Origin of the sequence: Enterobacter sp. R-1.6.2 (assembly GCF_035064085.1) — a bacterium.
Lineage (GTDB): Bacteria > Pseudomonadota > Gammaproteobacteria > Enterobacterales > Enterobacteriaceae > Enterobacter > Enterobacter asburiae_B.
In genome coordinates this window covers 171166-192927 of sequence record NZ_JASEYI010000008.1, presented here as the reverse complement: position 1 = coordinate 192927, position 21762 = coordinate 171166, and the positions used below count along the sequence as shown (strand labels likewise).

At 53.3% G+C, this 21762-nt stretch carries 22 protein-coding genes and 3 tRNA genes; 11 read left to right on the top strand and 14 right to left on the bottom strand.

Features of this window, described 5'->3' with window-relative positions; translation table 11 throughout:
• The first annotated feature begins 759 nt into the window (after window positions 1–759).
• Window positions 760–1188: a universal stress protein UspC gene (gene uspC / locus QMN93_RS11350; RefSeq protein ID WP_033145878.1), complete on the top strand. Its 429-nt coding sequence runs from the start codon at window positions 760–762 to the stop codon at window positions 1186–1188.
• A gap of 15 nt (window positions 1189–1203) precedes the next feature.
• Here the strand turns inward: uspC and otsA are convergent, their stop codons facing one another.
• The 5 genes from otsA to araF form a co-directional block, all read right to left on the bottom strand.
• A complete protein-coding gene (gene otsA, locus QMN93_RS11345) occupies window positions 1204–2628 on the bottom strand; it encodes an alpha,alpha-trehalose-phosphate synthase (protein ID WP_069303015.1) in 1425 nt (474 codons plus the stop codon).
• Window positions 2603–3406 (bottom strand): trehalose-phosphatase, encoded by an 804-nt coding sequence (gene otsB / locus QMN93_RS11340; protein ID WP_033145880.1) that lies wholly within the window; start codon window positions 3404–3406, stop codon window positions 2603–2605. Before otsB ends, otsA begins: the two co-directional genes overlap by 26 nt.
• Window positions 3407–3582: 176 nt before the next feature.
• Window positions 3583–4569, bottom strand: coding sequence for an L-arabinose ABC transporter permease AraH (gene araH, locus QMN93_RS11335; RefSeq protein ID WP_029742191.1), 987 nt, complete (start codon window positions 4567–4569; stop codon window positions 3583–3585).
• A gap of 14 nt (window positions 4570–4583) precedes the next feature.
• A complete protein-coding gene (araG, locus tag QMN93_RS11330) occupies window positions 4584–6098 on the bottom strand; it encodes an L-arabinose ABC transporter ATP-binding protein AraG (protein ID WP_029742192.1) in 1515 nt (504 codons plus the stop codon).
• A gap of 71 nt (window positions 6099–6169) precedes the next feature.
• Window positions 6170–7159 (bottom strand): arabinose ABC transporter substrate-binding protein AraF, encoded by a 990-nt coding sequence (gene araF / locus QMN93_RS11325; protein WP_003859687.1) that lies wholly within the window; start codon window positions 7157–7159, stop codon window positions 6170–6172.
• 787 nt (window positions 7160–7946) lie between these two features.
• Here araF and QMN93_RS11320 point away from each other — a divergent pair.
• Both QMN93_RS11320 and QMN93_RS11315 read left to right on the top strand, forming a co-directional pair.
• Window positions 7947–8450 (top strand): non-heme ferritin-like protein, encoded by a 504-nt coding sequence (locus QMN93_RS11320; protein WP_023312270.1) that lies wholly within the window; start codon window positions 7947–7949, stop codon window positions 8448–8450.
• A gap of 155 nt (window positions 8451–8605) precedes the next feature.
• The gene (locus QMN93_RS11315; protein WP_023312271.1) at window positions 8606–9949 is read left to right on the top strand and encodes an anaerobic C4-dicarboxylate transporter; all 1344 of its coding nucleotides are present in this window, start codon (window positions 8606–8608) and stop codon (window positions 9947–9949) included.
• A 42-nt stretch (window positions 9950–9991) separates the two neighbouring features.
• Here the strand turns inward: QMN93_RS11315 and QMN93_RS11310 are convergent, their stop codons facing one another.
• On the bottom strand, window positions 9992–10243 hold the full coding sequence (locus QMN93_RS11310) for a DUF2766 family protein (protein ID WP_008500405.1): 252 nt from the start codon (window positions 10241–10243) through the stop codon (window positions 9992–9994).
• Window positions 10244–10351: 108 nt separating this feature from the next.
• A complete protein-coding gene (gene azuC / locus QMN93_RS11305; RefSeq protein ID WP_014884364.1) occupies window positions 10352–10435 on the bottom strand; it encodes a stress response protein AzuC in 84 nt (27 codons plus the stop codon).
• Between the two features lie 234 nt (window positions 10436–10669).
• Here azuC and yecR point away from each other — a divergent pair, with 234 nt between their 5' ends.
• Window positions 10670–11008: a YecR family lipoprotein gene (gene yecR / locus QMN93_RS11300; RefSeq protein ID WP_023336145.1), complete on the top strand. Its 339-nt coding sequence runs from the start codon at window positions 10670–10672 to the stop codon at window positions 11006–11008.
• 204 nt (window positions 11009–11212) lie between these two features.
• On the top strand, window positions 11213–11710 hold the full coding sequence (gene ftnA, locus QMN93_RS11295) for a non-heme ferritin (protein ID WP_023336146.1): 498 nt from the start codon (window positions 11213–11215) through the stop codon (window positions 11708–11710).
• A 36-nt stretch (window positions 11711–11746) separates the two neighbouring features.
• Here ftnA and QMN93_RS11290 read toward each other — a convergent pair whose 3' ends face one another.
• A complete protein-coding gene (locus QMN93_RS11290; RefSeq protein ID WP_143346819.1) occupies window positions 11747–12088 on the bottom strand; it encodes a hypothetical protein in 342 nt (113 codons plus the stop codon).
• Window positions 12089–12377: 289 nt separating this feature from the next.
• Between QMN93_RS11290 and tyrP the strand changes: the two genes are divergently transcribed.
• Complete coding sequence (tyrP, locus tag QMN93_RS11285) at window positions 12378–13529, top strand: tyrosine transporter TyrP (protein WP_233099212.1); 1152 nt, start codon at window positions 12378–12380, stop codon at window positions 13527–13529.
• 33 nt (window positions 13530–13562) lie between these two features.
• Here tyrP and QMN93_RS11280 read toward each other — a convergent pair whose 3' ends face one another.
• Window positions 13563–14231: a YecA family protein gene (locus tag QMN93_RS11280; RefSeq protein WP_029741940.1), complete on the bottom strand. Its 669-nt coding sequence runs from the start codon at window positions 14229–14231 to the stop codon at window positions 13563–13565.
• Between the two features lie 423 nt (window positions 14232–14654).
• Here QMN93_RS11280 and QMN93_RS11275 point away from each other — a divergent pair, with 423 nt between their 5' ends.
• The 5 genes from QMN93_RS11275 (at window position 14655) to QMN93_RS11255 (ending at window position 19661) form a co-directional block, all read left to right on the top strand.
• Window positions 14655–15776 carry a branched-chain amino acid ABC transporter substrate-binding protein gene (locus QMN93_RS11275; protein WP_033145885.1) on the top strand — a complete coding sequence of 374 codons (1122 nt, stop codon included), beginning with the start codon at window positions 14655–14657 and terminating at the stop codon, window positions 15774–15776.
• Window positions 15777–15875: 99 nt separating this feature from the next.
• Window positions 15876–16790 carry a branched-chain amino acid ABC transporter permease LivH gene (locus tag QMN93_RS11270; RefSeq protein ID WP_193139503.1) on the top strand — a complete coding sequence of 305 codons (915 nt, stop codon included), beginning with the start codon at window positions 15876–15878 and terminating at the stop codon, window positions 16788–16790.
• Window positions 16791–16801: 11 nt separating this feature from the next.
• The gene (livM, locus tag QMN93_RS11265; protein ID WP_069303023.1) at window positions 16802–18076 is read left to right on the top strand and encodes a high-affinity branched-chain amino acid ABC transporter permease LivM; all 1275 of its coding nucleotides are present in this window, start codon (window positions 16802–16804) and stop codon (window positions 18074–18076) included.
• Window positions 18073–18948 (top strand): ATP-binding cassette domain-containing protein, encoded by an 876-nt coding sequence (locus tag QMN93_RS11260; protein ID WP_182383758.1) that lies wholly within the window; start codon window positions 18073–18075, stop codon window positions 18946–18948. The genes livM and QMN93_RS11260 overlap by 4 nt, the downstream gene beginning before the upstream one ends.
• Window positions 18945–19661 (top strand): ABC transporter ATP-binding protein, encoded by a 717-nt coding sequence (locus QMN93_RS11255; protein ID WP_182383759.1) that lies wholly within the window; start codon window positions 18945–18947, stop codon window positions 19659–19661. The genes QMN93_RS11260 and QMN93_RS11255 overlap by 4 nt, the downstream gene beginning before the upstream one ends.
• 173 nt (window positions 19662–19834) lie before the next feature.
• On the opposite strand, the gene QMN93_RS11250 is transcribed toward QMN93_RS11255, so the two are convergent.
• The 5 genes from QMN93_RS11250 to pgsA form a co-directional block, all read right to left on the bottom strand.
• Complete coding sequence (locus QMN93_RS11250) at window positions 19835–20182, bottom strand: hypothetical protein (RefSeq protein ID WP_126327672.1); 348 nt, start codon at window positions 20180–20182, stop codon at window positions 19835–19837.
• Window positions 20183–20731: 549 nt separating this feature from the next.
• Window positions 20732–20818 (bottom strand) — tRNA-Leu (locus tag QMN93_RS11245).
• Window positions 20819–20829: 11 nt separating this feature from the next.
• Window positions 20830–20903, bottom strand: a tRNA-Cys gene (locus QMN93_RS11240).
• Between the two features lie 46 nt (window positions 20904–20949).
• Window positions 20950–21025, bottom strand: a tRNA-Gly gene (locus tag QMN93_RS11235).
• Window positions 21026–21177: 152 nt separating this feature from the next.
• Window positions 21178–21726, bottom strand: coding sequence for a CDP-diacylglycerol--glycerol-3-phosphate 3-phosphatidyltransferase (gene pgsA, locus QMN93_RS11230; RefSeq protein ID WP_028019572.1), 549 nt, complete (start codon window positions 21724–21726; stop codon window positions 21178–21180).
• Between the last annotated feature and the right edge of the window lie 36 nt (window positions 21727–21762).

The window sequence follows — 21762 nt, the reverse complement described above, 5'->3', positions numbered from 1 at the left end:
ATTGAGCCACAGGACGTCGATAAAGGACGGTTTGGGGCGTCATATCGGGAGCTGCGGACCACTTAATCGCAACTTCCTTAGGTTTGTATTCACTGAAACCGTAAGAGAGAAACCGCGAATGCGTCTCTTACATGATTTATCATTTCTTACAAATAACTAAGATTTTTCCTAATTCGACGCAAACTCTACTCGTCAGTTTTGACACATACAATCCAGCCACCCTCAAATTTAAAAAAAATGTGATCCACGTCACACAATTTAAGTGAATATGACCCATAAATCCATCAGTATGACTTGTAATTTGGTCAAAATTTAGCCAATCGGTACTGTTTTGTATTCTTAATTGACGAATACTCATGCAGAAGGGTGATCCAAACTGGCATGCAACGTGCTTTTCATGCCGTAAGCGCCGCGCGGAAACATTTACATCAGGCCCCTCTCCTGGAAACATTTTTCTTACCGTGAAAAAACATATAGTTATGCAGGTAGCACAAAAAAGATGTTTCAGGACGTGATCATTCGAAATGAGTTTGTAACACATCAAAACGATTTAACAGTCCAGGCGTGGATTTGTGTGATTTACGTTAAGTTGTTAATTTTTTTCATTTAGGCGCATTTTTCAGTTATTCTTCTTATAAGAATAATTAATGAATAATTATGATAAGCTTCACACTAATGTCGTAATCTGCTCTTGCAGAACCGGAGATTTCGCGGTAAAGGTGGTTAAACGCTGTCTTTCAGACATCTAAGGAGTGCGCCATGAGTTACTCCCATCTTCTTGTTTCCGTTGCAGTTTCCCCCGAAAGCCATCAGCTCGTCGCCCGGGCGGTTTCCATTGCCAGACCCCACAATGCCCGCATCAGCCTCATCACCCTCGCCGCAGAGCCGGAGATGTATAATCAGCTGGCCGCCCCCATGCTGGAGGATATTCGCGAGGTTCTGCAGGAAGAAACGCAGCAATTTCTGCGCGAATTAGTGGAAAAGGCACAATATCCTGTTTATGAAACTGTTATTGCGACCGGGGAACTTAACGCCCATATTCTCGATATGTGTCGCAGACAAAATATAGATTTAGTGATTTGCGGGAACCATAACCACAGCTTTTTATCGCGGGCAGCCTGCGCGGCGAAATCTATTGTCGCGTCGAGCCAGGTCGATGTGCTGTTAGTGCCGCTTGGGGGGCATTAGCCCCCCAGCAGTAAATCAGGCGAGTTTAGGGAAGGTCGCGATCTTTTTTTGCAGATCGCCTTCATGACTTTGCGGAGCGATATTCCGGAGATCCTGAATAAAACGCGCCTGCCAGTGGTTAATATCGTTCTTCCGGATCGTCTCCATCATGTCAGCATGGCGGGAAATACGTTCCGTGAGCGGCATTGTCAGGGCGCGATTCAGCGCGTTCGCCACGTCATCCCTGTCATAAGGGTTAACGATGAGCGCCGACGTGAGCTCATTTGCGGCTCCGGCAAACTGGGAAAGCACCAGAACCCCCGGGTCGGCAGGATCCTGGGCCGCCACATACTCTTTCGCTACCAGATTCATCCCGTCGCGCAGCGGCGTGACCAGCCCAACGTCAGCATAGCGGAAGACCTTCATCAGGATCTTACGGTCAAAGTGTTGATTCAGGTAAAACAGCGGCGTCCAGCCCAGCTGGCCGTAGCGGCCATTAATGCGCCCTGCTTCTGTCTCCAGCTGATGACGAATATCCTGATAGGCCTGAACCTCACCGCGCGACGTCGGCGCAATCTGGGTATAGCGAATTTTCCCGTGATGCTGCGGGTATTTATCCAGCAGCGTTTCATACGCCAGGAAGCGTTCCGGCAGCCCTTTGGAATAATCAAGACGCTCAACCGAGAAGATATTTTTCACGTGCTTGAGTTCATTCTTAAGCTGCGCCAGCTTCGGCGGCAGCGGGCCAGAAGCCTGCTCCGCGATTTCGTCAGGTTCAATCCCTATTGGATAGACCTCGGTGTGGAAGGTTTTTCCCCAAGCCGTATGGGTTTTCCCGCCTTTGGTCACCAGACGCGCTTTGCCAGACACGGAGTCAAGGAACGCGAGGCGGTCATTTTCGGTCTGGAAGCCCAGCAAATCGTAATCGCACAGCGCCTCCAGCAGCTCTTCATGCGGCGGCAGCGCGGTAAAAATTTCCGGCGTCGGGAACGGGATGTGCAGGAAGAAGCCAATCCGGTTATTCACCCCCCTCTTTCGCAGCTCTCTCGCGAAGGGCAACAGGTGATAATCGTGGATCCATAAAATATCGTCTTCCTCTATTAATGGCAGCAGTTTATCCGCCAGCAGCGCATTTACGCGCGAGTAGCCTTCGAAGGATTCACGCTGGAATTTGACCAGGTCAAGACGATAGTGGAACGCAGGCCACAGGACGGCATTTGAGAACTGCGAGTAATACTCGTCATAGTCTTTCTCTTTCAATGCAAATGAAGCCCACGTAATGTTTCCGCGCGTCACCTTATCGAGCGGTTTCTCTTCTTCACTGATTTCCCCACTCCAGCCAAACCACAGCCCGCCAGCGGCTTTTAAGGCACCTAACACCCCTACCGCCAGGCCACCCGCGCTGGCTTTTTTATCATCCGGCGGTGCGATTCGGTTAGAGACGACGACTAAGCGACCCATAATGGTTTCCCCCTTTGCTTTGCGCTATTTGTTGTTGTTGCTGGTTAGCGATGTCAGATATCCACTGCCAGACGCTGGCGACATCCGCCAGCCGCCATTCGGCAACCGTGTCACCAGGCCCCACCTTGACGGCGATCCCTCCGGCCTGATTCACCACGCGAAACCCGGCCTCGTCGGTCAGGTCATCCCCAATGAAAACGGGCGTTCGCCCTTTGAAAGGCGGCGACGCCATAAACGCGGCGATGGCCGCGCCTTTATTAATCCCTTTCGGTTTTAACTCCACGACGCATTTGCCGGGCTGCAACGCCAGCTGTGGATGGGCATCCGCGACCGTCTGAGCCAGCGCCAGTACGGCCTCCTCATGCTGCGGCGCCTGACGATAATGCAGGGCAAAGGCCATACCTTTGGCTTCCAGCTCGGTGCCAGGCAGCGCTTCCAGCGCAGCAGAAAGCTGCTTCTGGAGCGTTTGCGTGAGTGCGTCAGGGAGTGAAACGATATGCGTGTGATCATGGATGTCGCGGCGCTCCGCTCCGTGTACACCGGCCAGCGGAAAGTGGTAAGGACTGGCGAGCGTATCCAGCTCGGCCATTGAGCGCCCTGATATCAATGCCAGTGCTCCCTCGTTCATGAGCGAGAGCTGATGCAAATCCTGTAACACCGCATCCGGAATAGACACCTGGTCAGGGTGCGGTTTTATCCCGGCGAGCGTGCCGTCGAGATCGAAAAAGAAAGCATAGTGTCCGGGCAGTACAGGCGGTGCGGTTAACATGTCAGCCACCCTTTTCCTCCTTACGGTTTACGAGAGGTAAACGCCTTTACCTCTTTCATAGCCATGTAAGTATAGACAGTGTGACGTCGCTCGCCATTTGACAACCGCCCCGCCAGTTTTACTGGCGGGGCGGTTAAGGGGTCAACTATGGTTATAAGTTGAGCAATAAAAGTCGGGAAAACGGGTTACAGGGTACGCTTCGCTTTTTGCTTGTAACGGTCGAAAATCACGGCTGCCAGCAGGATCAGACCACGCACGACGTACTGCGAGAACGGCGAAATATTCAGCAGGTTCATGGCGTTCTCCACCGTGCCTAAAATCAGGATACCGGCCACCACATATGAGATTTTTCCGATGCCGCCCTTGAGGGAAACGCCCCCTAAAACGCAGGCAGAAATGACGATCAGCTCGTAACCAATAGAGGTCATCGGCTGGCCGCTGGTCATACGCGAAGCCAGGATAATCCCCGCGGCGGCAGAAACCAGCCCTGAGAGCACGAAGATAATAATCTTGGTTCGAACCACCGGCACCCCGGCCAGACGGGCGGCCTCTTCGTTACCGCCAATCGCCAGCGTATTGCGGCCAAAGGTGGTCCGGTTGAGCAGGAAGCCGAACAGGATCAGGCAGGCCACGGTCAGCCAGATTGGCGCAGGCAGCCCCAGCCAGTTGGCGTAACCCAGGGTAAAGAAGCGCTCGTCTTCAATCCCCACCGCTTTACCGTCGGAGATGATATAGGCCAGCCCGCGGACAATTTGCATCGTCGCAAGCGTGGTGATCAGAGCGTTAATCTTCAGGCGTGCGATAACAAAACCGTTCACCAGACCGCTGATGACGCCGAGTAGCAGACCGGCGAGAACGCCAATCCACAGGCTCTCCGTCATGTTGATTACCACTGCCGTCGTGACGCCCGCACAGGCAATCACCGACGCCACCGACAGGTCAAAATCGCCGGAGGCCAGGCAGAACAGCATCCCGCAGGCCACCATCCCGGACATGGAAATGGCCAGCCCCAGCCCCTTCATATTAATGAAGGTGGCAAAATTAGGAACAAAGATCGCGCAGGCGAGGAACAGTGCGGCAAAGACCACCAGCATGCCGTACTGATCCCAGATACGTCCAAAACTCAGCGCCGACTTCGACTTCGGCGCTCCGGATGTAGTAACAGAGGACATCATTAACTCCTTACTCAGGCGACAGCCTGGCTGACTTTAGGCATGGCGAGGTTCAACGCCTGTTGTTCATTCGCCTGTTCATGAAGCAATTCACCGGCAATTTCGCCTTCACGCATCACCACAATGCGGTCGGCCACGCCAAGCACCTCCGGCAGATCGCTGGAGGCGAAGAGCACCGCCACGCCGCGTTTTGCCAGCTCATAGATCACGTTATAAATCTCGTGTTTTGCCCCCACATCGATACCGCGCGTCGGCTCATCCAGCAAAATGACCTTCATATCTTCCGACAGCCAGCGGCCTAAAATCGCCTTCTGCTGGTTTCCGCCTGACAGATTCATGATCAGCTGTTCCGGACCCGGCGTTTTAATATTCAGCGAGCGAATATGGTGGTCGGCGTTGCTCGACTCCCAGCCATCGTTTATCAGGCAGCCTGCGCGAATAAACTTGCGGCGAGCGGAAATATTGATGTTGTCGCGTACCGAATGCACCGGAATAATCCCCTCGGCTTTACGGTCTTCCGGGCAGAGCATCATGCCCGCCCTGATCGCGTGGGCCGGTTTCTGGATATCGACCCGTTCGCCATCAATAGAAACCTGCCCATCGGTAATTCGGGTCCCCCCGAACAGGCCTTTCATTAATTCACTGCGCCCCGCCCCCACCAGACCAAACAGGCCGACAATTTCGCCGCTGCGAACGGATAACGAAATCGGCGTGCGCACGCCCGGCGCTTTGACGCTGTCCAGACGCAGACGTTCAGGGCCGTACTGACGCGGCTGCCAGTGATAAATATCACCCAGCTCGCGTCCAACCATCGCCTGAACAAGCTGGTCATGGTTAACCTGCTGCATGTCGGTAAAGGTGCGCACATAGCGCCCGTCTTTAAAGACGGTGATGGCGTCGCTCAGGGCAAATATCTCTTCCATGCGGTGCGAGACATACAAAATCGTACGGCCTTCCTGACGCAATTCGCGGATCACGCGGAACAGATTTTCAATTTCACGCGCAGAGAGCGAACTGGTGGGCTCATCGAAGGCGATAATTCTGGCGTTACGCGCCAGCGCCTTGGCAATTTCAACCATCTGCCACTGGCCGATGGAGAGATATTTCAGCGGCGTCTGGGGATCGACGTCCAGACCCAGGTGTTTAAGCTGCAGCCCCGCTTCATAATTAAGTAGCGAACGATTTACCACACCGCCTTTGTGCGGGAGCTGTCCTAAATAGATGTTTTCCGCCACGGTCATCTCGGGAATGAGGTGCAGCTCCTGATAGATGATCGCCACCCCGGCATTGAGCGCCGCCGTGGTATCGGCAAACGCCACCTCTTCGCCGCGAATGGCCAGCGTGCCGGTCGTAGGCGCGTAGTTGCCGCTGAGGATCTTCAACAGCGTGGATTTCCCCGCGCCGTTTTCCCCCATCAGGGCGTGAACCTGGCCGGCATAGCAGTCGAAGCTGATATCGGTCAGCGCGTTAACACCGGGGAAAGTTTTCCCGATGCCGCGAAAAGAGAGATACGGATCAGACTGTCGCATAACGTCTCCGTGATTCCTGTAGTGTGTACGTCTGGCCCCTCACGATGCATGAGGGGCACAATCACAGCGTATTACTTACCGCCCAGCCCTTTTTTCGCCAGCTCCTCTTTGAAGTTGTCGCGGGTAATCAGCACCACGTCGGTCACTTCAGTAAATTTCGGCGGTTCGGCCCCTTTGGTTACCCAGTTGTAGAGCATCTCACTGGATTTGTAGCCGTGAACGTCCGGGCTCGGCAGAAGAGAACCGTAGAAGCCGGTAGCCTGCGCTTTGGACAGCTCGCTGACGGCGTCAACGCCGTTGATGCCAATCCCGATCACGTCAGGCGCTTTGAAGCCCTGGCCTTCCGTCGCGCGCACCCCGCCCAGCACGGTGTTGTCGTTCATGCCGACCACCAGCCAGTGTTTGACCTCCGGATGCTGGACAAGCATAGAGTTCGCGGCGTCGAAAGCGCCCGGGATATCGTTGGATTTGGTTGGGACTTTATAGATCTGTTTTTCCGGGAAGCCAGCCGCTTTCAGCGCATCCATTGAACCGGTAGTACGACGACGGGCGGTGTCCAGCTCGTCAGCCGTGATAGCCATCACCGCGGTCTCTTTGACATCCCAGCCGCGCTTTTGCATCTCTTTATAGAGTTCCTGGCCCTGGCGTTCGCCGATTTTGGTCGCCGCCATCATGACCAGCGGGACGGTGTCCATCGGCTTGCCTTTGGCATTAACGAACTGATCGTCAACCGCGATGACCTTCATATCGTAACCGCGCGCTTTCGCCGCGATTGCCGACCCCAGCTTTGGATCCGGAGTACAGATAACGAAACCTTTTGCACCGCTGGCCGCCAGGCTGTCGATGGCGTTCAGGGTTTTTTCGCCGTCAGGCACGGCGATTTTAATGACTTCAAAACCTAAATCTTTCCCGGCTTTATCTGCGAATTTCCACTCAGTCTGGAACCAGGGCTCTTCGGGCTGTTTTACCAAAAAACCGAGTTTTAAATTCTCAGCGATAGCGGATTGTGACATAACGGCAGCCAGACCGATGGCCGCCAGCGCTTTAGTAAATTTGTGCATGGTAAACTCCAGCTTTAGCAATCTTTTCTGTAGGGAATAAGTGCGTGCTTCTTATTTAATCGGACTTAAAACAAGGCATTAGCGCTTACCTCGTCATAAGCGTTATTGCTGGTGATAGTTTTAGCGGGAAATTAATCATCCATAAGAGAGCCCCATCACACCGCAGAATTACAGTAATTGCGTACATAAATTCAGCGAAAAATGACATAAAAAAGGCAGGATTTGTCAGACAAATGGAAGGGGGTTAAGCAGAATTATCCATAAAATTAGCCAAGATATCCCTGATGCCTTTCAGCGGGCAAAACGGCACCTGGCGTTAAGGGGTTCAACATGTTTTTCATCACGAATGTACAACGCACCTGAAAAAACGTTATTCCGCAGAATTTGATTTAGCGCAATTTTATTGACACATCATATATTAGAAATGATTAATCCGTATTTTTCCTTTTCCCGGAGTAATATTCCAACTTAATATTTTCGAAAGAGTAACAGTGTGTCATCACGATAAAAATCGTTAATTATTAGTCCATTAAGTCACATTCAATTCATGGCGAGCTAATTGTATTTCTGTACTATATTAAACTTTGTAATGTATGGTAAATATAGTCTGATTAAGAGTTTTCTTAGACCCAATACAAGGGTATGCTTATTTATATCGAACACAGGAAGTGAATTTCGGTCGACTTCGGTCACGGCAGAATGTCTATTTCTGCTCTTCTCTTCGTATTTGCCTGGCGCTCAGGTTACGCAACGGACATCACGTCCCACAGTCAATAAGGATATGAGTATGGCTACCCAAACGATGATGCAAAAACTTAATGCGCAGATGAACCTTGAGTTCTACGCCTCAAACCTGCACCTTCACTTAAGCGCGTGGTGTGCCGAGAATAGCCTCACGGGGTCTGCCACATTCTTTCGCTCTCAGGCGCAAAGTAACGTCACCCATATGATGCGTGTCTTTAACTTTCTGAAAGCCGCAGGGGCAAATCCTGTCGTTAAAGCCCTTGATGGGATCAACGAAAACTACTCCTGCCTGGAAGAACTGTTTCAGAAAACGCTTGAAGAGTACGAGCAACGCTGCAGCACGCTCAGCAAACTGGCCGATGAAGCCAAAGCGCAGCAGGATATTACAACGCTCAAATTCTTACGCGATATGGACAAAGAGCAGCAGCAGGATGGCATGCTGCTGAAGACGCTGGCGGATGAAATCCATAATGCGCAGCAGGCGGGTTTATGTCCTGAGCAAACCGACCGTCATCTGCTCGACATTGTGGCGGTTCAGCACCACTGAGTTTTTGGCCTGCTTCCGTCCCGGGGAGCAGGCCCCCTCCCATCTCCAACCTTCTGCTTTTGCTGAAATTTAACAAATCAGATCTGGCTCCCAATGATTAACCACACAACGTGTGATGATTTATTTAGTTACATAATCATTGACGAGGGAGCATCATGATCACCATTGAGTTTGTTGTCATTCTCCTCTGCCTGCTGACGGGTACGCGTTTCGGCGGTATGGGGCTTGGGTTAATCAGCGGTATTGGTCTTTTTATTTTATGTTTTGTCTTTGGTCTGCAACCGGGTAAACCGCCGGTTGACGTTATGCTGACCATCCTTGCGGTGATTGGCTGTGCGGCTACGCTGCAGACTGCGGGCGGCCTCAACGTCATGATGCAGTTTGCCGAACGTCTGCTGCGCAAACACCCGCAGCACATCACCCTGCTCGCCCCTTTCACCACCTGGATGCTGACTTTTCTGTGCGGCACCGGCCATGTGGTCTACACCATGTTCCCCATCATCGCGGATATCGCCCTCAAAAAAGGGATCCGCCCCGAGCGCCCCATGGCCGTGGCCTCGGTGGCATCACAGATGGCGATTACGGCTTCCCCCGTTTCCGTTGCCGTTGTGTCGCTGGTGTCTATCCTGGCGGCACAGCATGGGATCGGCCACGCGTGGGGGATTCTGGAAATTCTCGCCGTGTCGGTTCCCGCTTCGCTCTTCGGCGTAGCCATTGCGGCCCTGTGGAGTTTACGCCGTGGGAAAGATTTGGCTGACGACATAGAGTTTCAGGAAAAGCTGAAAGATCCTAAGCAGCGCGAATTTATCTATGGCGGGACCGAGACGTTAATGAATCAGCGTTTCCCTAAACAGGCCTACTGGTCCACGTGGATTTTCTTTGCCGGTATTGCTGTGGTCGTTTTGCTGGGGGCATTCCCGGAACTGCGCCCCGCTTTTGAAGTGAAAGGCAAAATGACGGCGCTGTCGATGAACCTTGTCATTCAGATGATGATGTTAATTGCGGGCGCCGTGATGCTGATGGCCTGTAAGGTCAATGCGTCGGCCATTTCCAACGGCGCGGTGTTTAAGGCCGGTATGGTCGCGATCTTCTCGGTGTTCGGCGTGGCGTGGATGAGCGATACCTTTTTCCAGGCGCATCTCGACGAGTTAAAGCTGGCGCTGGAAGGCGTGGTGAAGAGCCACCCGTGGACGTATGCCATTGTGCTGTTTCTGGTATCAAAACTGGTGAACAGCCAGGCGGCTGCGCTGACGGCCGTTGCGCCTATGGGCCTCATGCTCGGCATCGACCCGAAAATGCTGATCGCCTTTTTCCCGGCGTCCTACGGCTATTTTGTCCTCCCGACCTATCCCAGTGATTTGGCCTGCATCGGCTTTGACCGCTCAGGCACCACCCGCATCGGCAAATTCATCATCAACCACAGCTTTATTCTGCCAGGGCTGATTGGGGTAAGCTGCGCGTGCGCGGCGAGCTACCTGCTGGTCCAGACGTTCTTTTAACCGCTTCAAAGGGCGACACGTGCCGTCGCCCCTACCCCTGTTTTAGTGGGATTCACCCTGCGGCGTGAATCGCAGTTCAATCAGCGCGATGGCTTTCTGGATCGCACGAAGCGTAACCGGGTCAGCGGCAGCAGGATGGCTGGCGAAATCGATGTTTTTCAGCTGCGTAGACATCTTCTCGCGCACTTCAACCGGCGCAATCACGTCCAGAACATCAAGGATTTGTTTGATAACCAGCTGACAGGCGACAACGTCAGAGACCAGTTCCTGATCGGCGCTCAGGTTTTGTGACATGGGCTTTCTCCTTATTTAAAGGCCGCCATAGTAGCAAACCCCCCCCCCTGACATCTTCCCTTCATCGCCTGCAGGTACAAAAAAACCCGCCGAAGCAGGTTTTTTTAATCAGAACATGGCGCCTGGCGGCACGTCTTTGAACGTGCGGCAGTAATTGGCCCACATGCTTTTCAGGATTTTGCGCAGTTTCACGATGATGCTCCATTAACTTGTTATACAACTTTATTGTCAACGTGCTTATAATATGACCATTATCACAAAAATCAATCATTTTGTGATGCTCATCACATTTTTATAAGAGGTTGTCCTGATAGCACTCCCCTCTGACCCGTTGCGAAGAGTGAGGGCAGATTGTCCGGCTATTCCAGGCATTGCAGCGGGCATCTGCGGGTACGATAAGATATTTCCATCCACTCAGAGCGAACCATGAAAAGAGTCATTGTAGCCGGCACAATCCTGCTGCTCGCGGGGTGTAGTATCAACCGCCAGGCTGAAGTCAGCAGCCTCGACGCGCCGAACGGCATCGTCCGCCTCGATTACGGCCAGGCAGCGCTGCAAAATGCGTATTCCGATGAGTATGTGAATAACGGCACGGCGGCAAAAGCGTGTCAGAGCATGGGGTATGCCACCGCCTCAGCCTATGGTCAGCCCATCAAAACCTGCACCCTGACGAGCGGCTCTTTGTGCCTGAACGAGAGCGTGACTATCCAGTATAAATGTATGGGTTACGCCGTTAACCCTAAGTCAAATAACCCCTGGTATTAATCAACCCTGCCAGCGTTTGCTGGCAGTATATTTCATTACGAACAAAAACAATTCTCATTAATAAATTATAAAAATCGCCAATGCGTTTTATTCCCATTCGTATTTTAAATAAATAAAATAAAAATTTTACGTTTTGCAAATAATTAAATAACAAATTATAGTGTCGCTCATTGTGAACCAGAAATAAAAATCCGGAGCGTCACCATGCTGAAAACTGAAATGATCGACAAGCTCAACGCACAAATGAACCTTGAGCTTTTTTCATCCCTGCTCTACCAGCAGATGAGCGCCTGGTGCAGCTACCACAGCTTCGAAGGTGCGGCCGCGTTTCTGCGTCGTCACGCTCAGGAAGAGATGACCCACATGCAGCGTCTGTTTGATTATCTTACGGATACGGGCAGCCTGCCGCGCATTGAAACCGTGACATCACCTTTCGCTGAGTATAATTCTCTCGATGAACTGTTCCGCGCCACCTACGAGCACGAGCAGCTGATCACGCAGAAAATTAACGAACTGGTTCATGCGGCGATGACCAGCCAGGATTACCCAACCTTTAATTTCCTGCAGTGGTACGTCGCTGAGCAACACGAAGAAGAGAAGCTGTTTAAATCCGTGCTGGATAAATTATCTCTGGTGGGGAAATCCGGCGAAGGTCTTTACTTTATTGATAAAGAACTTTCCACTCTCGATACGCAGAATTAATTTCAGCGCGGTGCCGGTTTCCGGCACCGCGCTGATTTACATACACCCCGCGCAGCTGGTGCAGCGCCAGTCATGAGGATTCACCGCCTGGTAAAAATAGCGGTAGCTGGACGTCTCCAGCAGAATCCCCACCTCGAAGAACATATCCGTTAACCAGTCGACATTCTCAACGATCCACTCATCTTCCTGTAAGCCTTGCGCAAAGGTTTCATCTTCAGGATCGATAACCGAATAGATTGCCCAGGTGCCCATATCCTTTTCGCGACGGGACTCGGGAAGTATCAGGGGTTGGTTCTGCCAGCTGATTATCCAGTGCCCATGGCACAACAGGTTACCTCCCCGGCTCCATGCCGCGGTGAAGGGATTCTCCCCAGCCATAAAACCCTCACTTAATTTGATAATTTATATTTATTGTTTACGTTACGCCGGAATATCGCCCAGCAATATTGTCCTTATGAAGTAGGCATCCACCTAAAAAGGATCAGATCGCCAACTATCCGTAAATTATTCATTACACCACTTGTAACGGTGATTTGACGAGTTACGGCTTTTCCCTTACTCTGCGCCGCAGATTTTGTCGCGGTTAAGCATCGTTGTAGAGGAAAGCGTGAGAAACAGAACCCTGGGAAGTATTTTTATCGTCGCCGGAACGACGATTGGCGCAGGAATGCTGGCAATGCCCCTGGCAGCCGCGGGCGTAGGATTTGGCATGACCCTGCTGCTGCTGGGTACGCTCTGGGCGCTGATGTGCTACACCGCCCTGCTGCTGCTTGAGGTTTACCAGCACGTGCCCGCCGACACCGGTCTGGGTTCGCTTGCGGCGCGCTATCTGGGACGCTACGGCCAGTGGATAACCGGCTTTAGCATGATGTTCCTGATGTACGCCCTGACCGCCGCCTATATCAGCGGCGCCGGGGAACTCATCGCCTCCAGCGTCAACGACTGGTTTGGCTCTGACATTACTCCGGCGACGGGGGCTATCTTCTTTGCGCTCATCGGCGGCGGCGTGGTCTGCGTGGGGACATCGCTGGTCGATCTGTTTAACCGCTTTCTGTTCAGCGCCAAAATTCTCTTCCTGATCGTCATGCTGGTGCTGCTGGCGCCGCACGTGCACAAGGTCAACCTGCTGACGCTGCCGCTGGAAAAAGGGCTGGCGCTTTCCGCGATCCCGGTCATTTTCACCTCGTTTGGCTTCCACGGCAGCGTGCCGAGCATCGTCAGCTATATGAACGGCGATATCCGCAAGCTGCGTCGCGTCTTTGTAATCGGCAGCGCGATCCCGCTGATCGCCTATATTTTCTGGCAGCTGGTGACGCTGGGCAGCATTGACTCTTCGACCTTTATTGGGCTGATGGCGCAACATGCTGGCCTGAACGGTTTTTTGCTGGCGCTGCGCGAGGTCGTCACCTCCCCGCACGTGGAGCTGGCGGTACACCTGTTTGCCGACCTGGCGCTGGCAACCTCGTTCCTGGGCGTGGCGCTCGGCCTTTTTGATTATCTGGCCGACCTGTTCCAGCGTCGCAATACCGCGGCCGGACGGTTGCAGACGGGGGCCATCACCTTCCTGCCGCCGCTCGCTTTTGCGCTGTTTTACCCACGCGGGTTTGTGATGGCGCTGGGCTACGCAGGGGTAGCGCTCTCTATCCTGGCCCTGCTGCTCCCTTCCCTGCTGGCGTGGAAGAGCCGCCAGCAGCATCCTCAGCAGGGATATCGCGTGGCGGGAGGAAAACCGCTGCTGTGCGTTGTGTTTGGCTGTGGGGTGGTGATTATTCTGGTGCAGGTATTGATTGCAGCCGGGATGCTGCCGGAAGTGGGTTAAATAAAAAAGGGGCTATCATCAGCCCCTTTTTTATTAGTGCAAACAGCAGCTCTTAAACTTCTTCCCGCTGCCGCAAGGACACGGATCGTTACGTCCGACCTTCGTGCCGTTCACCGTCGGCTTCTTCACTTCCGGCTGCTGCGGGTTGTTTACCCAGTATTGATATAGACGCAGTGCCGCAGGCTGGATGCTTTCGATGCTGGCGATATACTCCTCTTCGGACAGTTCATCCAGCTTTTCGCTGTTCTCTTCCGTCCCGTGCAGGGCAATCACGTCAAGATCGGCCTTCAGGGCTTCCGGCAGGGCTGACCAGTCCGTCAGCGCCACGCCGCGCATATAGCCATAGCACCACTCTTCCACCACGGTATAGCTCTCACCGTCAACGTCGTTATAACCGAACATCGGTTCAAACTGATCCGGGTACTCGCTCAGGCGCTCGGCAATATCGTTCATATGCTTAAAGCAGAGATCGATAAAACGATTCATCTCACGATCGTTTTTCCAGCGCGGAATGTACTTCTCGCCACCCCACACCGCCACCAGCCAGGCATCTGGCTCAACGACAACAGGACCGGAAAGCACTGCGGTAAGCATGCCGTCCAGTTCGGACACGTCAATCACGGACGCGTCATCATGACCGTAAGACATTAACGTCTCTTCAAGCCACGCCATTTCGCTTTCATTCAATGGGCCTTCAGTCATCGCTGATACTCCTGCAAAAGGAAACGATCCTAACACATATCTCACGCCTCTCCGGGCTGAAGTTTAGGTCTTTATTGCTGCAAAAACGTGCAAATCGTGACCTTTGCACAACTTATGGGCTTTATTGTTAACGATATGTGATCTCCGCTGTAATTTCTTCTCCTCCCGCAAGGCGGCATAACGCGGCGCTCTATACTCAAACATGTCGCATGCCCGTCAATGGGTTAACCATTCTGGCAACGTTTTTGCTTAACGTTCTTCGCGCGCCTCTGCGCAGGGAAATCTCGCCGTAATATGCAGGATGCCGTCTGTATCTTGTTCGTTTAGTGCATTTTGTTCTTGCTCGTGTTTCGGATTGGCTGCGCCGTCGGGCGTTCGGGTTTACGCCGTGGTGCAAAAACCTCTTTGCTAAGGAACATAATAATGTCGCTGAAATTAATCAGAACTCCTCTTTCTCTTGTGTTGGCCGGTTGCCTGGTGACGGCGTTTTCCGCCCGGGCAGATATTGTGATTGGCGTGGCCGGGCCGTTCACGGGTCCGAATGCCACCTATGGCGATCAGTACTGGCACGGCGCAACGCAGGCCGCTGAAGACATTAATGCCGCAGGCGGCATTAACGGCGAGAAGATCAAACTGGTTCAGGGGGATGATGCCTGCGAGCCCAAGCAGGCCGTGGCCGTCGCCAACCGTTTAGTTGACCAGGATAAAGTCAACGCCGTGGTCGGCCATTTCTGCTCCTCTTCCACAATGCCCGCCTCCGAGGTGTATAGCGACGCGGGCATTATTGCGATTACCCCCGGCTCAACTAACCCGCTGATCACCGAACGCGGCATGAGCGATATGTTCCGCATGTGCGGACGCGATGACCAGCAGGGTCAGGTTGCCAGCGACTTCATCATCGACAAGCTGAAAGCCAAACGCGTGGTGATTATTCACGATAAAGACACCTATGGTCAGGGTCTGGCTGACGCCACCAAAGCGGCGCTGGCGAAACGCGGGGTTCAGGATGTGATGTATGAGGGGTTATCTCGCGGTGAAAAAGACTTTAACGCGCTGGTGACCAAGATCGGCGCGCAAAAACCGGACGTCGTGTTCTTCGGTGGCTGTCACCCGGAAGCCGGTCCGCTGGTTCGCCAGATGCGTGAACAGGGCGTGCAGGCGAAATTCTTCTCCGGCGACTGCATTGTCAACGAAGAGATGGTGACCGCCGCGGGTGGCCCGCAATACACCAACGGCATTTACATGACCTTCGGTAAAGATCCGCGCCTTATCCCGGACGGTAAAGCGGTTATCGAGAAATTCCGCGCCGGTAAATTCGAGCCGGAAGGTTACACCCTTTACTCCTATGCCTCCGTACAGGCCATTGCCGCAGCCTTCAAGGCAACCGGCGGCAAGGACTCCGCCAAAGCCAGCGAGTGGCTGAAAGCCAATTCCGTCGACACGGTGATGGGCAAAAAAGCGTGGGACAGCAAAGGCGATCTGAAAGTGTCTGACTACGTGGTTTACCAGTGGGACGACAAAGGCAAATATAAGGAAGTGCAGTAACGGGACGGAGTCACGCTCAACGTCGGCGGGCCTGCCCGTCGGCGCGTAATAAACATCAGGCTGCGCGCATCGCGCAGCCTATAAAACGAGCGCGCTAAGATGAGTACATTCTTCCTGCAACAGTTAATCAATGGCTTAACGCTGGGCTCCGTCTACGGTTTAATCGCCATCGGCTACACCATGGTGTACGGCATTATCGGGATGATCAATTTCGCCCACGGCGAAGTGTATATGATTTCCGCCTATCTCTGCGCCATTGGCCTGGCGCTGCTCTCGTTCTTCGGTCTGCAGTCGTTCCCGCTGCTCATTCTCGGGACGCTGGTGTTCACCATCGTGGTAACCGGGGTGTACGGCTGGACCATCGAGCGTATCGCCTACAAGCCGCTGCGCAACTCGACGCGCCTGGCGCCGCTGATCTCCGCCATTGGGATGTCTCTTATTCTGCAAAACTACGCGCAGCTGAGCCAGGGTCCGCGCCAGCAAGGGGTGCCGACCATGCTGGACGGCGTGATTCGCCTGCATCTGGGCGACGGGTTCGTACAGATAACCTACACCAAAGTGTTTATTCTGGTTGCCTCGTTTGCCGGCATGCTGGTGCTCACCTGGATTATCAACCATACCCGGCTGGGCCGGATGTGCCGCGCGGTACAGCAGGATCGTAAGATGGCCTCCATTCTGGGCATTAACACCGACCGGATTATTTCACTGGTCTTCGTCATCGGCGCGGCGATGGCCGGTCTGGCAGGCGTGCTGATCACCATGAATTACGGCACCTTTGATTTCTACGTCGGGTTCGTGATCGGCATTAAAGCCTTTACCGCGGCGGTACTCGGCGGCATCGGCTCCCTCCCTGGCGCGATGCTCGGTGGCCTTATCCTGGGCGTGGCGGAAGCCCAGTTCTCGGGCATGGTGAACTCGGACTATAAAGATGTCTTTTCGTTCGGCCTGCTGGTCATGATCCTGATTTTCCGCCCCCAGGGCCTTCTTGGGCGCCCGTTTGTGGCCAACGTGTGAGGGAGAGAATGATGACATCACACGGTTTTTCACTTAAACGCTGCATTCTGGACGCGATTTTTTCCGGACTGATTGCGCTGGTTATTTTCGGCCCCATTGCGGGCGTGGTGCTGGACGGTTACAGCTTTAACTTCGCCGGGCAGCGGCTGGCCTGGATGGTCGGCATCGTCATGCTCGGGCGTTTTCTGCTGAGCGCCTTTTTAGGTACCGCCGCGGGCGCCCGTTTCCAGGCACGCTTCGAAGCCGATAGCGCGGGCGTATATGTCCGGCCACCGGAATACAAAAGCCGCATGCGCTGGATTATTCCTCTGGTAATTGCTCTTGCGATTTGCTTTCCGTTTGTCGCCACGAAATATGTGCTGACCGTCGCCATTCTCGGGCTGATCTACGTGCTTCTCGGTCTGGGGCTGAACATCGTCGTGGGTCTGGCCGGCCTGCTGGATCTGGGATATGTCGCGTTCTACGCAATTGGGGCGTACGGTCTGGCGCTGGGATACCAGTATCTCGGCTTAGGTTTCTGGAGCATGCTGCCGCTGGCGGCAATCATGGCCGCCGCCGCAGGTGCCCTGCTCGGTTTCCCGGTACTGCGCATGCACGGTGACTATCTGGCCATCGTCACACTCGGGTTCGGGGAGATCATTCGCCTGATACTGAACAACTGGCTGACCTTCACCGGCGGACCAAACGGCGTGTCGGCCCCTCCCCCCACCTTTTTTGGTCTGGAATTTGGGCGACGCGCGAAAGAAGGCGGCGTGCCCTTCCACGAATTTTTCCACCTGACCTATAACCCGAACATGAAGTTTATTTTTATCTACGCGGTGCTGTTCCTGGTGGTGATGCTGGTGCTCTATATCAAGCACCGCCTGACGCGGATGCCGATTGGTCGGGCGTGGGAAGCCCTGCGTGAAGACGAAATTGCCTGCCGCTCAATGGGGTTAAATCATGTTCTGGTTAAGCTGTCGGCCTTTACGCTTGGCGCATCGACCGCAGGCATTGCCGGGGTGTTCTTCGCCACCTATCAGGGGTTCGTGAACCCGACCTCCTTTACCTTCTTTGAATCTGCACTGATCCTCGCCATCGTGGTGCTGGGCGGGATGGGCTCAACGCTTGGCGTGGTGCTGGCCGCCTTTGTGCTCACGGTAACGCCGGAACTGCTGCGCAGTTTTGCCGAGTACCGCGTCCTGCTGTTTGGCATGCTCATGGTGGTGATGATGATCTGGCGTCCGCGCGGTTTGATCCGCATTAACCGCAGCGGGTTCGCCGTGCGTAAGGGTGTCGCACCATGAACGGAACGATATTACGCGTTGAACATCTGATGATGCACTTCGGCGGAATTAAGGCGCTAAACGACGTCAACCTGGACGTACAGCGTGGCTCAATTACCGCCCTTATTGGGCCAAACGGGGCGGGGAAAACAACCGTGTTTAACTGTCTGACGGGCTTCTACAGGGCCTCCGGCGGCAACATTTTATTTAATACCCGCCATAAAACAACCAACGTTATTCAGGTGCTCGGACAAAAATTCCAGCCGGGTGACTGGATTAACCCCGCGCAGTTCGGGCAGCGTCTGTTCTACAAAATGTTTGGCGGAACGCATCTGGTCAACCGCGCAGGGCTGGCCCGCACGTTTCAAAATATCCGTCTTTTTCGCGAGATGTCTGTCGTGGAAAACCTGCTGGTTGCGCAGCATATGCGCGTTAACCGCAATCTGCTCGCCGGGATTTTAAATACGCCGGCATACCGGCGGGCGGAAAGCGACGCCCTGGACAGGGCCTTCTACTGGCTGGAAGTGGTGGATCTGGTGGAGTGCGCCAATCGTCTGGCGGGAGAGATGTCGTACGGCCAGCAGCGGCGTCTGGAAATTGCGCGAGCAATGTGCACCGGCCCGGAAATGATCTGTCTGGATGAACCCGCCGCCGGGCTTAACCCGGTTGAAACGCATAAGCTCAGCAGCATTATTCGTTTTCTGCGGGATCATCATGACATCACGGTATTACTGATTGAGCATGATATGGGGATGGTGATGGAGATTTCGGACGACATTATCGTGCTCGACCACGGGGATGTTATTGCCAGGGGAAAACCCGAGCAGATCCAGCATGATGAAAAGATCATTGCCGCCTACCTGGGTACGGATGAAAGCGAGGTCAATCTATGAGCGAACCGCTGCTGGCATTTCGCGAGGTGGATGTGTTTTACGGCGTCATTCAGGCGCTTAAACAGGTTTCCCTCGAGGTCAATAAGGGTGAAACCGTGGCGCTGATTGGCGCAAACGGCGCGGGTAAATCGACATTGCTGATGTCCATCTTTGGCCAGCCCCGTATTCGCAGCGGACAGATCCTTTTCGGCGGCGAAGATATCAGCCATAAATCCACCCACTACGTCGCGTCCGGCGGCATTGCGCAGGCGCCGGAAGGCAGACGAATCTTCCCGGATATGACCGTTGAAGAAAACCTGCTGATGGGGACCATCCCCATCGGCAGCCAGTTTGCCACTGATGATATGCAAACCATGTTCGACCTGTTCCCGCGCCTCAAGGAGCGACGCAAGCAGCGCGCGATGACCATGTCCGGCGGAGAGCAGCAGATGCTGGCGATCGCCCGGGCGCTGATGAGCCGTCCGAAGCTGCTGCTGCTGGATGAACCGAGCCTCGGGCTGGCGCCGATTGTGGTGAAACAGATCTTCCAGACGCTGCGCGAGCTGGCCCGCAACGGCATGACCATCTTTCTGGTGGAGCAGAATGCGCATCACGCGCTGAAGCTTTCCGACCGCGGGTATGTGATGGTTAACGGGCAGATCCGGCTGAGCGGCAGCGGCGAGGAGCTGCTGGGAAATCAGGAGGTGAGGAAGGCGTATTTGGGTGGGGTGTGACTGGCGGATTTCAGGCACAAAAAAACCACCTTTCGGTGGTTTCACGACACTGCTTATTGCTTTGATTATTCTTTGTTTATCATGGAACCCGGATGGGACTTGCACCCATATAGCGCGAACGATGAGGATTGTGAATAACGCGTTTTATCACAAAGTTAAGCTATAAGGACTCATTATTGCTGCGTACAGGTAAAACCGCCGTTTATAGTCGGATTACAATTAGTTTCCAGGGTAGGTTTAGGTTGAATACTTTGATTATATGCAGCGCTAGCTGCATTCAGGTTAGCCGCCTTTTGTTGCCATCCTGCTGCCGTACTTTGTGCAATAGCCGCACAATCTGCCGCACTGACCGTAGAAGTGCCCGCCTGTATTCTGGCTTGCATCATTTGAGCCGCTTCCGACCCGCTGGTGAACGTGTCACCGCTCATAGCCTGACATAATTCATAGTCAGAGGCGTTAGGATTATTAGCACATCCCGTCATCACTACTGATAAAAAAGCAGCTATCATTATTTTTTTCATTTTTAATTATCCAATTCTTTTAAAATCTAGAGTCTTTCCCGACAGGGATACGGCTTCTTGTTATTGTAAAATATACATTTTGTTAACTGAGATAGGTGTGTATCTGGTAAAGACATTCCTTGCCAGGACTTAACCCCGTGAACATAAGACTGACGGTTTGATCCGACAATATAGCGAATCGCCACCAGCAATTATCAAATTAAACGTCTTCTCGCTACGGCTAAGATACATCACTATTATTTTTTTGCGCGAATTAATTAATATTAGAAATGCATTAACTTAAATCAGTTTGATTTGCATCAATTTATGCGAACCGTGTTTCATTCGAAACTTGAAGATACTCGACTAAAACACAACCGTCTTTAAACATGACTATCTATTTAATAAAAAAGGTAAAATGGTTGATGTAGAGTGTACGGGACAGGATTGTCCTTTTCCTGTGGCGAGTCAAGCTGACGAAAAAAGTGAACAGAAATTACAGGCACAAAAAAACCACCTTTCGGTGGTTTCACGACACTGCTTATTGCTTTGATTATTCTTTGTTTCCCATGGTAGCCGGAGTGGGACTTGAACCCACACAGCGCGAACGCCGAGGGATTTTAAATCCCTTGTGTCTACCGATTCCACCATCCGGCCAGGGAAGAAAGTGGAGGCGCGTTCCGGAGTCGAACCGGACTAGACGGATTTGCAATCCGCTACATAACCGCTTTGCTAACGCGCCGTAAAACTTTTCAAACTGACACCCGCTACTGCGCATGTCTTTAATCTGGAGCGGGAAACGAGACTCGAACTCGCGACCCCGACCTTGGCAAGGTCGTGCTCTACCAACTGAGCTATTCCCGCATGTCATCAAGTAAACTTCTAACCACTTGATTTCATTACCGTCCGGCTTGCTGTGCCGCCGTTCGATGCGTTGCATTCTACTGATATGACGTTATGAGTCAACGTTATTTTTTGCATCCCTGGATCGTTTGCTGAAAATTACGGCGAAACGATCACTGATCAAGCAAATCGCCGCGCGCAGCGTTCAAATATTGCAGCATGGACCACAGCGTCAGCACTGCCGCCACCCACAGCAGACCAATTCCCGCCCATTCAACCCAGGCGTTCGGACGCCAGAGCATCCAGACCAGCGCCGCCATCTGCGCCGTCGTTTTGACTTTACCAATCCACGAGACCGCCACGCTGCTGCGTTTCCCCAGTTCCGCCATCCATTCGCGCAGTGCAGAGATAATGATTTCGCGACCGATCATAGTGGCCGCAGGCAGCGTTACCCACCAGGTATGATAGTGCTCGGCTACCAGCACCATGGCGATAGCGACCATCACTTTGTCTGCCACCGGATCGAGGAAGGCACCGAAACGGGTGCTTTGATTCCAGCGGCGCGCCAGATAGCCATCAAACCAGTCGGTGACCGCTGCGATCAGGAAGATCAATGCGCAGGCGAAAGGTGCCCAGACGACCGGCAGGTAAAACGCCAGTACAAAGAACGGGATGAGTACGACACGGAAGAGAGTGAGCAACGTAGGGATATTAAATTGCATAATGACGGTAACTGTTTGTTGTCAGTAAAATTTAGC